Origin of the sequence: Mariniflexile ostreae, assembly GCF_042427585.1 — a bacterium.
Taxonomy (GTDB): Bacteria; Bacteroidota; Bacteroidia; order Flavobacteriales; family Flavobacteriaceae; genus Pseudalgibacter; species Pseudalgibacter ostreae.
Genome location: NZ_JBHMFC010000001.1, coordinates 22793 through 35345 on the forward strand (window position 1 = coordinate 22793; position 12553 = coordinate 35345).

Annotated in this window: 7 protein-coding genes; 3 read left to right on the forward strand and 4 right to left on the reverse strand. The window is 36.1% G+C overall.

The genetic code is table 11. The features are described 5' to 3' along the window. Window positions 1-22: 22 nt before the first annotated feature. Window positions 23-1024 carry an AAA family ATPase gene (locus tag ACFFU9_RS00120; RefSeq protein ID WP_379859323.1) on the reverse strand — a complete coding sequence of 334 codons (1002 nt, stop codon included), beginning with the start codon at window positions 1022-1024 and terminating at the stop codon, window positions 23-25. Window positions 1025-1265: 241 nt separating this feature from the next. Here ACFFU9_RS00120 and ACFFU9_RS00125 point away from each other — a divergent pair, with 241 nt between their 5' ends. Continuing rightward, window positions 1266-2018 (forward strand): SDR family NAD(P)-dependent oxidoreductase, encoded by a 753-nt coding sequence (locus ACFFU9_RS00125; protein ID WP_379859324.1) that lies wholly within the window; start codon window positions 1266-1268, stop codon window positions 2016-2018. Window positions 2019-2060: 42 nt separating this feature from the next. Beyond that, window positions 2061-3194 carry an ATP-binding protein gene (locus ACFFU9_RS00130; protein ID WP_379859325.1) on the forward strand — a complete coding sequence of 378 codons (1134 nt, stop codon included), beginning with the start codon at window positions 2061-2063 and terminating at the stop codon, window positions 3192-3194. A 243-nt stretch (window positions 3195-3437) separates the two neighbouring features. On the opposite strand, the gene ACFFU9_RS00135 is transcribed toward ACFFU9_RS00130, so the two are convergent. Then, window positions 3438-4529: a transporter substrate-binding domain-containing protein gene (locus ACFFU9_RS00135; protein ID WP_379859326.1), complete on the reverse strand. Its 1092-nt coding sequence runs from the start codon at window positions 4527-4529 to the stop codon at window positions 3438-3440. 599 nt (window positions 4530-5128) lie between these two features. Here ACFFU9_RS00135 and ACFFU9_RS00140 point away from each other — a divergent pair. After that, window positions 5129-10693 carry an alpha-2-macroglobulin family protein gene (locus tag ACFFU9_RS00140; protein WP_379859327.1) on the forward strand — a complete coding sequence of 1855 codons (5565 nt, stop codon included), beginning with the start codon at window positions 5129-5131 and terminating at the stop codon, window positions 10691-10693. 113 nt (window positions 10694-10806) lie between these two features. On the opposite strand, the gene lysM is transcribed toward ACFFU9_RS00140, so the two are convergent. Both lysM and ACFFU9_RS00150 read right to left on the reverse strand, forming a co-directional pair. Beyond that, the gene (gene lysM / locus ACFFU9_RS00145) at window positions 10807-11304 is read right to left on the reverse strand and encodes a peptidoglycan-binding protein LysM (protein ID WP_379859328.1); all 498 of its coding nucleotides are present in this window, start codon (window positions 11302-11304) and stop codon (window positions 10807-10809) included. A gap of 232 nt (window positions 11305-11536) precedes the next feature. Beyond that, window positions 11537-12484 (reverse strand): nicotinic acid mononucleotide adenyltransferase, encoded by a 948-nt coding sequence (locus ACFFU9_RS00150; RefSeq protein WP_379859329.1) that lies wholly within the window; start codon window positions 12482-12484, stop codon window positions 11537-11539. Window positions 12485-12553: the final 69 nt, after the last annotated feature.

A 12553-nucleotide genomic window follows, 5' to 3' on the forward strand; every position in this document is an offset into this window, starting at 1 on the left:
TGTCATTCTAAAATCTGAAATTCTAGGGGACCTCAATTTCGTTAACGATTTTATTGATAATATCAACAGATGTTATGTTTTCAGCTTCTGCTTCATATGTAATACCTATTCTATGTCGTAATACATCATAAACCACAGCACGAACATCTTCTGGAATAACATATCCACGGCGCTTGATAAACGCGTAACACTTTGCGGCCACTGCTAAATTGATACTCCCACGAGGGGATGCTCCAAAAGAAATTAATGGCTTTAAATCGGCAAGTCTATATTTTTCTGGATAACGTGTTGCAAAAATAATATCCAGAATATATTTTTCAATTTTCTCATCCATATAAACCTCACGTACCACCTCTTGTGCCCTAAGTATTTGAGCAACGGATATTACTGGGTTTACTTTTTCCCAAGACCCTTTCATATTAGCCCTCATAATAAGTTGTTCTTCAGCAATTTTGGGATAATCAATAACCGTTTTTAACATAAAACGGTCTACCTGAGCTTCTGGTAAAGGATACGTACCTTCCTGCTCAACAGGGTTCTGTGTAGCCATTACTAAAAAAGGCTTATCTAAGACAAACGTTTCGTCTCCAATAGTCACTTGCTTTTCTTGCATTGCTTCTAATAGTGCAGATTGTACTTTTGCTGGTGCTCTATTAATTTCATCGGCAAGAACGAAGTTTGCGAAAATAGGACCCTTTTTTATTGAAAAATCATTGACTTTCATATTATAAATCAAAGTACCTGTAACATCTGCAGGCAATAAGTCTGGTGTAAACTGTATTCTACTAAAACTACCATCTACTGCTTGCGCCAAGGTGTTTATCGCCAAGGTTTTTGCTAAACCAGGAACACCCTCCAATAAGATATGGCCTTGTCCCAACAGGCCTATAAGCAACCGTTCTACCATATACTTTTGACCCACAATGACTTTATTCATTTCTAGCATGAGTAAATCGACAAAAGCACTTTCTCTTTCAATTTTTTCGTTAATGGTCTTAATATCAACTGTCCCTGTTTCTTCCATTATTTTAAAATTTTATGGCTCGAATATACTGTTCTTTTCTTGAGCATTGCAAATTGTTAAAATTTTTCTTCGAAGCCTGTTAAAGATTGGTTAAAATAATTTAAGCCTGCCGTTAATAATTGGTTAAAGCAAATAAGCATAACCCTCTAACTCTATGCCTATTATAAATATTTAAAGTGTTTCGAGTGTTTTTTGAACAAAAAAATTTTATATTCATGCCACTAACACATGCATACCTAAAATGAAGAAAACTGCTTTAATTACAGGAGCCACTAGCGGCATTGGAGAAGCAACCGCATATAAATTTGCCAAGCACGGCATTAATCTTGTGCTCTGCGGGAGGCGTTTGGAACGTTTGCTTTCCATAAAAAAAGCCCTAGAAATGTTTTGTGAGGTTTACATCCTTAATTTTGATGTGAGCAATAAGACCGAAACCCTCAAAGCCATTGAATCCTTACCAAATCCTTTTAGTTCTATCGACATTCTTATAAATAACGCAGGAAACGCGCACGGATTAGACCCTATACATCTAGGTAAAATTGAAGATTGGGATGCCATGATAGATATTAATATAAAGGGGTTGCTATATGTGAGCAAGGCTATTATTCCGCAGATGACGGAAAGACAATCAGGACATATTATAAATATTGGTTCTTCGGCAGGAAAAGAAGTTTATCCAAAAGGGAATGTATATTGCGCAAGCAAACATGCTGTTTTAGCTCTTACCGAGGGCATGCGCATAGATTTGAATCCGTTTGGAATAAAAGTTACGGCCATTAACCCTGGGCTGGTAGAAACCGAGTTTTCAAAAGTTCGTTTTAAAGGCAACAAAGAAGCTGATAAGGTTTACAAGGGCTTTAAAGCTTTGCAAGCTGAAGATATTGCCGAAATAATTTACTTTGCTGTTTCGAGACCAGCACATGTAAATATTGCAGACCTTTTGGTCTTTCCCACTGCACAAGCCAATAGCGTTACAATAAAAAAAGAGTTTTAAACCAACAACGATAGGATTCTTAACTTAGAAGAATCACAAAAAATGATTAACAAACGCCTACTCATAAAACACCTTTTAGCACACAATGATGAGAACAGTTTCTATGATAAGAAGCTAAAAATAGATATTGGGCAAACAGAAGGAAAAGGAAAGTTTCTAAAACACATTTGTGCCCTTTCCAACAGTAACCCAGAAAATAATTCTTATATCGTTATAGGTATCAAGGATGAAGACAATACCATTATTGGGGTCGACTTTTTCGATGATAGTAAAATCCAAAACCTCATCAATGCGTATTTAACAAACCCACCTATTGTGCAATATGAAAACATCCCTTTCCCACACTTACCCGATCATAAAGTCGTGGGATTAGTCACGATTAGGGCTACTGGAAAAATAACCTCCCTTCGGAAAAACATATGGAAATACTATAGCGGTGCGGTCTTTTTTAGAGAGGGCAGCATTAGTATGCCCAAAGTATTTGATGTGGAAATAAAAGATGTTAACTCGAAAATAGTAGAGGCTATTGAGAATAATGCCCAAAACAACATTGAGCACACCTTAAATGCGGTGTTTGATTTCATGCAAAAACGTAAAGATTACAATCCGCAATACAAGGTTTTTAAAGAGTATTTTGTAATCTGTTGGGCTGGACAAAAAAAGAGCATTGATGGTAAAGCCTATTTTTCGAGAGTGGATATTGAGTTGATCAATGAACAAGTGCGTTTGTTTTTCTCTACTCTAGACGAAGTAACGATTATGATAGATAATGATACGTTTAAAATTATAGAATATGTAAACTTAGGACTCCACAATTCAACCCAATATTACCCTTTAGAAGAAACCATTATCAATTTTGATAACAATGCGCGTTATACCATTGAAACAAGGTTAATGTTCAAAGCACCTCAATATGATAAAAAAATATTGCACCGCATTTATAATACTAACAATGCTATTTTAGAAAAACTCAAAAAAGGATTATCGCTTACAAAACAAGAAGAACAAAAATTAAAAAACCTACCTATAACTTATTTAATCTGCTACCTAAACAGCTTCCATGAGGCTGTAGATAAGCTAAATGAAGCGAAACCACATTTAAAAGCATATAATGTAGAATCTTACATCCTTTACAAAGAATCTATGCGGATTTTAAGAAAACTAAAATACAATTAACATTTTGTTAATAAAACTAATCATAAGTATGCCTTAGAAATTGCTTACAAAATTAATTTTACCCATCTTTGCCATGCTATTAATCTTTTTTTTATTAAACCTTGTTCCTTCCATTTATTTGGTTTTGGGACAAGGTTCTTTTTTAACTTACAACGCATAGTGTTTTAAACCGCGCTTCCCTTTATTACCGTTAACACAAATCTCAAATAAGGCTTAAATATGATAATTAAATTATACAAAACCTTATTCATCTTTTTGAATATAGGAATGAATAATCTCTTCAAGCTCTTGATTTTCGGCAAGTTCCAACAAAGTTCTGTTCACCTCTGAAATAAGTCCTGAATGTATTGAAAATGCAAAACCATACCCTTGCTTATAATACTCTGCTTTGCTGATATATAAGTTTTTGCTTTTATTGTTTTTTATAAAATACAATAACTGAGGACGATCGTACACCACTGCTTCTACATTTTTACTTTCTAAATCTGCGATAGCCTCGTCTAAATCGCTTAAACCAACTTCTTTAATTTTAGATTTATTTAAAAACGCCTCCGATGGCGAGCCCGAAATGGTGGCTACTTTACGTCCAGAAAGCTGCTCTATATTTGAGATTGTTGTAGAATCTAATGAAGAAAGTGTTAAGGTGCTTGCTATTCCTGCCACCATAGATGTAGCAAAAATAATAGATATTATCATCCAAGACCCCGCTATAATCCTGCCAAGGACGGTTACTGGAGCTTTATCCCCATACCCCGTGGTACTCATGGTTACAATAGCTAGCCACATTCCAGTTCCAATCCCATTTAAAGGATCTTCAGAAAATTGTTCTGGTGATTGTTTCCGCTCGGCTAACCAAAGGAGTGTTCCCACAATAGCAAGAATTATTAAAAAGATGGCCACAGCCATTATTAGTTTAAAACTAAAAAGCGGTTTTACCTTCTGCCAAATGCTCTGGTTTTCAATCCGTGAAATTATAGAAATACTAGAGTTGTAAAACGGTTGAGAAAAACGCATCGTTTCAAGCCGCTTTGCTGTTATGCTTATCGGCCCAACAACCAAGTCTAGTTCTCCTTTACTTAATGCTCGTAAAGCTTCATCTACATTTTCAAAAGGAACATATTCAAAGTCCCAATCTTTTTTTTCTGCGATATTATCCCAAATTTCAACAGCAATACCTGCTTGATTTTCATTAAAAACGAAAGGCTCATTTCCAGCTACACCCACCAGTAATGTTTTGGCTAAAGTATCCGAAACTTTTACTTGTGCATAAGCGCTTAATGTAGAAAAAACGAGGAGCGTATATAAAACTATTTTTTTTACTGAATTTATTCGCATAGTGTAACCGTATTAAATTATGGCATTCAAGCATTTACTCTCAGAAATCCAAAGTTATTATTTTAAATTTTAGTTTTTTATATTTCCTCGTTTTTTAAGTTCCTTTTCTATAAATCAAACTTGTCTTAAGCCAACGGATATCCATCATTTCTTGAAGCTCCCCAAGTTTTATTCATAATTTTCGTTCATTTTATAGGGCACTACTTTTTATAAAGTCTTTTTTTTATGGCATTTATCCCCTACAGGCGAACCCCACCTCTTCTCGACGCGCAGCAGCTAGAGCTACTATTTATAAAGGCTTCCCCTATTCCAAATTGTATGGCCAAACCTCCTGTATTTCGTTCTTTTATAAAACCACATACAGTGAAATTGCTGATAACATACTGTTTTAATTAAAGCTTTTCTAAAAACACAAGGATAAAACACACATCCCACGTCGGCAGTTTCCAATAAGTTAATTCTAAAATTAAAGGCTCAAAATAAATAAACAGGGGCCTAAAAGCTTTTTAGGTTTAAAAATATTTAATTTTGCCATAAACAAAATAGTCTTATACTAACGAAAATACCCCAAGTTTTCTTTTACCTAAACCCAACATAGTATGTCCATAAAAAAACAAATCGTCCTTATAGCCCTTCTCATCTTTACTTTTTCTTGTAAAGAGAATACAGAAGAAAATGATAATCTTTATAAATTTAGAGATTACATCAGCTATACCACGTCAGGCGTCATTTCTGTAGCAAGCCCCATACAAATCAGTTTAGCAAAAGATGTTGAAACTTGGGAAATAGAACAAAAAATAACGGACAAGCTTCTAAACATAAAACCTCATGTACAAGGTCAATTAACCGCAGGTAATGCCCACACGCTCCTTTTCACCCCCGACGAGCCTTTAGAACCCGATACCGAGTATACGGTTACAGTAAAACTAAACGACATCTATAAAAATATACCCAAGGGTTTTGAGGATTACACCTTTCAGTTTAAAACCATTGCTCCTAATTTTAACGTGGTAACCAACCACCTTCAGTCTTATAGCAAAAAATGGCAGTATTTAGAAAGCACTATAAAATCTGCCGATGTTATTTCATTAAAAGATGCAAAATCTCTTGTTGAAGTTACACAAAATGGCAAAAAACTTGCTCTTGTTTTTAATGAACTTAACAAAAGCTCTAAGTTTTTCGACTTTAAGATCGATAGCATCAACCGATTAATTGAAGATAGTGAGATCCTTATCAAGTGGAACGGCAAACCGATTAAGGCTAGCAATAAAGGAGAAAACAAAATTACTATTCCTGGCATTAACCATTTTACCGTCGTAGCTCTAGACGTTACGCAAGCACCAGAACAACACCTTTCCATAAATTTTTCTGACCCATTAAAAAAACAACAGAATTTTGATGGCTTAGTTAGCATTCAAAATATTAAAAACCCTAAATATATTGTAGATGGCCATGTGTTAAAGGTTTATCCCGGCAGCAAACTGGTAGGCGATATACAAGTGGATGTTTTCCAAGGAATTTCCAATACAGATGGCTATAAGCTTAAGAAAACCTTTTCTGAAACCATCACCTTTGAAAACCTAAAACCTCAAGTTAGACTCATCAGTAATGGTTCTATTCTACCCAACTCCGAGCAATTAAAATTCAACTTCGAAGCCGTTAATTTAAGTGATGTCGATGTACGGATCATTAAGATTTTTGAAGATAATGTGCTTCAATTTCTTCAAGATAACAGCTTAGGCAGCGGATATGGTTACGATGTAAAAAAGGTAGGAAGACGTATTGCAAAACAAACGATAACATTACAAACGTCAGCAGAAAACACAGGGAAATGGAAAGCTTACAGTATCGATTTATCCAAATTCTTTAAAGCAGACCCAGGTGCTATTTACCGAGTAGAATTGAGTTTTAATAAAAATTATTCGCTTTTCGATTGTGAAAACACCTCCCATGCAACAAATACCGAAAATAATGATAACGACTACGAGGATGAAGCGTATTATGATGGAGGTGAAGCTAGCTATTCGGAAGATGATGAATTACGTGAAGAAGCCTATTGGGACAACATCACGTACCGCTATAAAGATTACAATTACAACTGGCGCGAAGAAAATAACCCATGCCACGATGCCTATTATGGAGAAGACAAAATAGTATCTCAAAACCTACTGGCATCCAATTTAGGTGTTATTGCAAAACAAGGTGCAAACAACTCGTATTTCTTTGCCGTTACCAATATTTTAAACACCCAACCTGAAGCGAATGCCACAGTGGCCATCTATAATTTCCAGCAACAAGAAATAACTAGAAAAACTACTGATGCCGAAGGCATGATAGTGATTGATTCTGATAAAAAAGCGGCGTTTGCAGTCGTTACAAAAGGAAAAAACACCACTTATGTGAAACTAGAAGACGGTAACTCTTTATCCCTTAGCAAATTTGATGTTTCCGGAAATCGTTTACAGCGTGGACTAAAAGGCTATATTTATGGCGAACGTGGTGTTTGGCGCCCTGGCGACACCTTGCACCTAGCCTTTATGTTAAATGATAACGATAATAAATTGCCTAAAGATCATCCTGTTAAAATGGAAATTACAGGCCCGAACGGCAAGTTGATTTATAAAAATGTAACCCAAGACCATGTCAACAACTTCTATAACTTCACCGTTCCTACAGCCACAGAAGATAAAACAGGAAATTATAATGCCAAAGTATCTGTTGGCGGCGCTATCTTTTATAAAGGTTTAAAAATTGAAACCGTTAAACCTAATCGTTTAAAAATTAAAATCGATTTTGAAAACGAAATACTTACAAGCACAGAACCCTTAAAAGGGGCTCTAGATGTTACATGGCTTCATGGGGCTCCTGGAAAAAATCTTAAAGCTGAAATTAAAGCGAAATTTAGCTCTTCTTATTCAGGTTTCGAGAATTATAAACATTATATTTTTAATGATCCTACCCGGCAATTTGAAACAGAAGAAATCAATGTATTTGAAGGTCAAGTCAATGAAGAAGGCGTAGCCAAGATTACAAACAAACTTTCGGTTGGTAAAAATGCACCAGGCATGCTTAATGTTCAATTTTTAGTTCGTGCTTTTGAAAATGGTGGCGATTTCTCCATGGATGCTTTTACAAAACAATATGCCCCATACGAGTCGTTTGTGGGTTTACAGTCGCCCGAAGGCAATGCCTATGGGTCTTTTTTTACAGATGAAAACCAAAATTTTAATGTCGTAACAGTAAACGCTAACGGTAAACCAGTAAAACGCAATACCCTAGAAGTAAAAATCTATAAGGTAGAATGGCGTTGGTGGTGGAACTCCTCGTACGATGATTTGGCAAGTTATGTATCCAGTAATTATCACAGACCTTATTCAAGTTTCAAAATAAACACCGATGAAAAGGGAAAAGCAACCTTCAAATTAAATATTCCTGATGATGAGCGCGGGCGCTATCTTATAAGAATTGAAGACCCTGTAAGCGGACATGCCACGGGAAGAACTGCCTATTTTTATAAAAACTGGTGGCAAAAAGCACCATCTAGCGATAAAGACGCCGCTAAAATGTTGGTGTTTGCGGCAGATAAGGAACATTATAATGTAGGCGAAACCGCTAAACTTACTTTTGCCTCTGGTAACGAAGGTCGTGCGTTAGTAAGCATTGAAAACGGTTCTGAAATATTGGATTACAAATGGATAAAAACACAACAAGGTGAAACGGTAGTTAATATCCCGATTACTAAAAACATGGCTCCTAATGTGTTTGTAAATATCTCATTATTACAACCACATGCTATTACAGCAAACGATTTACCTATTAGGCTTTATGGGGTTATCCCTATCATGGTGGAAAATCCAGACACAAAACTGTATCCGCAATTAAAAATGCCCGATGAACTGCGTCCAGAACAGGATTTTAAAGTTACCGTTTCTGAAAAAAACAATAAGGCAATGACTTATACTCTTGCAGTAGTAGAAGAAGGTTTATTGGACCTTACCCGTTTTAAAACCCCAAATGCTTGGGATGAATTTTATAAACGAGAAGCTTTAGGTGTAAAAACTTGGGATGTTTTCGATGATGTTATCGGAGCCTATTCTGGTAGTATAGACCAAGTATTTGCTATTGGTGGCGATAGTAATGCTGCAGCAGGGAAAAACAAAAAGCCTAACCGCTTCAAGCCTGTAGTAACCTACTTAGGGCCCTTTACGCTAAAAGCAGGAAAAAATAAAACCCACACCATTAAATTACCCAATTATATTGGTGCCGTACGTACCATGGTGGTTGCTGGAAACAATGACACGGAGGCCTACGGAAGCACTGAGAAATCGGTACAAGTAAAAAAACCGTTAATGGTGTTGGCCACACTACCTCGAAAATTAAGTCCGGGAGAAAAAGTAACCCTTCCCGTAACTGTTTTTGCTATGGATCCTAAAGTAAAAAACGTAGCTATTAGCTTAAAGTTAAGCCATGGCATTTCTGTAATAGGTGACTCTAAGAAAACCTTGAATTTCACAAGACCAGACGAACAAATGGCCTATTTTGAACTGGATGTTAGTAAAGCTAAAGGCTTTAGTAGTGTTGAAGTGATAGCCACTGGCCATGGCGAAAAATCTACTTATAATGTAGAACTAGATATTTTTAATCCGAATCCTGTTTCCTCAAAATCCATTAACAATGTTTTAGAAGGAAAAGGTCAAAAATCTTTGGATTTCTCCACTTTTGGAGTAGCGGGAACCAATGCCGCAACCGTAGAGTTTTCAACCCTACCTCCTATGGATTTTTCACGTAGGCTACAATTCCTTATCCAATACCCGCATGGGTGTTTAGAGCAGGTTACCTCAGCGGTGTTCCCACAGTTGTTCTTAAATGATATTTTCGACCTTACTCAGGATAGAAAGCAAGACATCCAAAAAAATATTGAAAGCGGCATTAAGCGCCTAGGGCATTACCAAAGACCCAACGGCGGCATGAGCTATTGGATGGGAGAAACCAGTATTAATGACTGGAGCACCAGCTATGCGGGTCATTTCTTGATTGAAGCTGAAAAGAAAGGTTTTGTATTACCACTAACGTTTAAAAGCAATTGGTTGTCATACCAAAAACAAGCGGCTAGAGATTGGAGACCAAGTTATCGTATCTATAATTCCGATTTAGCTCAAGCTTACAGGCTATACACCTTAGCTTTGGCCGGCAGTCCAGATTTATCGAGCATGAATCGATTACGGGAGTTTCCAGAACTTTCCAACGAAGCAAAATGGCGATTGGCGGCAGCCTATGCTTTAGCAGGGCAAAAAGAAGCAAGCGATAAGATTTCACAATCTGCAAACATCCATTTTAAACCTCAAGAGTATCATTATTACACCTACGGTTCTGTAGATAGAAATCGCGCAATGGCCTTAGAAACCATGATACTTACCAAAAATCCAAAAATGCGAGAACTTGCAGAATCTATAGCCAAAGATTTATCCAGCGATCGTTGGATGAGCACACAAACCACGGCCTATAGTTTACTTTCCATGGCTAAAATGGTGAACACCAACGGCGGTAAAGCCCTGAAGATCAATTACACTTTTAACGGAAAGCAAGAAAACATAGACACTAAAAGCGCAATATCTCAACGTAAACTTAATGTTTCTGAAGGTTTAAATACCCTATCGTTTTCTAATAACCAAGATAATATGGTTTACGTTCGCGTTTTAAATTCTGGCAAGTTACCCTTAGGCCAAGAATTGATAGAACAGCGTGGTTTAAGTGTTTCTGTGCAATACAAGGACTTAAAAGGTAATAAAATCGATGTTTCAAAATTACTACAAGGTCAGGATTTTGTTGCCACGGTAAAAGTGAGCAATCTTAAAAATGAATCTGTAAACGACGTAGCCCTCACCCAAATTTTTCCGTCTGGTTGGGAAATTGTAAACACACGTTTTACAGATTTTGGAGATAGCACTACAAGCCAAGCCCGACATGTAGATATTAGGGACGACCGTGTAAACTTCTATTTTGATTTAGCAGAGAAAGGCACACATAGCACGAAAACATTCAATGTCATGTTGAATGCCTCTTATTTAGGCACTTATTACTTGCCTGGCGTTCAGGCAGAAGCGATGTATGATCATGAGTTTTTAGTGAGAACAAAAGGCGCTTGGATAAGCGTTGAAAAATAGCCTATCAGCATCTAAACCGATATCAGACCCTGTTTTTTGCATACGCTAGCTTAAAAATAAAAAGAGCCTTTACTGTTTCAGTAAAGGCTCTTTTAAATGTGACATACACATCGTTAATTTAAATGTGGAATTCTTAAAACTTGACCAGGATAAATTAAATCCGGATTTTTAAGCATGGGTTTATTTGCTTCAAAAATAACAGGGTATTTCATAGCATTACCATAATACTTTTTAGCTATTTTGCCAAGCGTATCACCACTTTTCACTGTATAGAATTGAGCTTCTGGCTCTGGATTCTCAACGGTCATCTGGTCATCAACGGCTGCAATTCCATTAGAGTTCCCAACAACCAAAACAACTTTTTCTTTAGTAGATTGGTCATGGGCAGCACCCGTAACAGTAGCAGTGTCGTTACTAATTTTAATATTCAAGTGCTCAACCACTAGCTGTAAATCTGCTATGGTTTCCTCGAGTTTTTTTGAAGCTGCTTCTTCTCCTTTCAACTTTGCTGCAGCAGCTTCTGCCGACACCTCTGCAGCTTCTTCTGCATCTGTTTTCCCTATTCCGAAAACTTTTGCGCCTGCGTTTTTAATAAATGAAAATAGTCCCATATTGTTTTTGTTGTTTTTAAGGTTAACTTGATTTTCTATAAATTTAAACACAAAATAATAAATACAACACGATTATACATGACTTTTTCAAGTAAATTAAAAGTATATAAGATTATAAAAGCATGATATGTCTATAATCGAGGGTGTATTATAGGACTTCGTTAAAAAATAAACCGTTTAAGGCATAATAAGCCTTAAACGGTTTCCAAACTAAATAACCAACCAAATATGTTTATATTTTTCGAGAGGAATCTCTCGGATTTTCTACTTTATCTTTTTTAAATTTACGTTTTTTGTCTTTTATAACAGGCTTTGATCCTTTTTCATTAATCGATTTCTTAAACTGAATATAACCTCTACCTACAAACTCATAAACCGTTTTAGAGGCGGGGTGATATAACTTTATCTTTCCATCATTTATAACGCTCAATTCAAAATATTCATTGTTGAAGAAATCATAATCTAATGTTAAAGTTTTAAGGTACATGTTTCCAGTTACGTTTCCAACGCCATAAAGCCCCGTATAATCCCAGTAAAGATTATTAACGTGGACACCATTAACATCTTGTGAGCTCCTAAACCCCGAATCGTTTCCTCCTGCTAAAAATTGTAAATAATTCTCATTATCAAATTCGTTTATAGCACCAAAGTTACTGGTGTATATTTTTTCCCAAGCATCATACTCTTGTAAAAAATAATGGATATTATCGTAAAACACGAAATCATAATCAAAATTGCTACGTTGGTATCCTTTTAAGAAATAAGACGTATCGTTATTAATATCATAAAGTTCAAGAGTATTATTATTGATTTGGAATACATCAAAACTTGAAAAACCGTCAACATCATGTCGTACATCAAGAACCATATTGTAAGCATCGTAATCTGCAACAGGAATTCCAAATCCATTTCCCGTATCACCTAAACCCACAATATTATTATTGGCATACAGCACACCGTTTATAAACGACACAGTAAATGCTTTTTGCAAAAATGGCGTTTCGCCATAGCCTTTTGTGGCATTAATATCGACATACCATAATTCATGTGTATTTAAAACCTGATGTATGGAGATACTGGGGGGTTCAACCACATAATCGTCATGAACCACTTCGGTGTAACAAGAAGTAAAAAGCATGGCTACAAAAGCAAAGCTAGAAAGTAATTTTATAGTATTCATATCGTATGGGTATTATGATTTATATAGTATGGGTTTTCAAAACACGTGCCAAAAGTTTAAACCCCTGCG

Bases quoted from the DNA above. Each gene is read 5' to 3' on its own strand.
- ACFFU9_RS00120 (WP_379859323.1), bottom strand. From the start codon at position 1,024: ATGGAAGAAACAGGGACAGTTGATATTAAGACCATTAACGAAAAAATT.
- ACFFU9_RS00125 (WP_379859324.1), top strand. From the start codon at position 1,266: ATGAAGAAAACTGCTTTAATTACAGGAGCCACTAGCGGCATTGGAGAA.
- ACFFU9_RS00130 (WP_379859325.1), top strand. From the start codon at position 2,061: ATGATTAACAAACGCCTACTCATAAAACACCTTTTAGCACACAATGAT.
- ACFFU9_RS00135 (WP_379859326.1), bottom strand. From the start codon at position 4,529: ATGCGAATAAATTCAGTAAAAAAAATAGTTTTATATACGCTCCTCGTT.
- ACFFU9_RS00140 (WP_379859327.1), top strand. From the start codon at position 5,129: ATGTCCATAAAAAAACAAATCGTCCTTATAGCCCTTCTCATCTTTACT.
- lysM (WP_379859328.1), bottom strand. From the start codon at position 11,304: ATGGGACTATTTTCATTTATTAAAAACGCAGGCGCAAAAGTTTTCGGA.
- ACFFU9_RS00150 (WP_379859329.1), bottom strand. From the start codon at position 12,484: ATGAATACTATAAAATTACTTTCTAGCTTTGCTTTTGTAGCCATGCTT.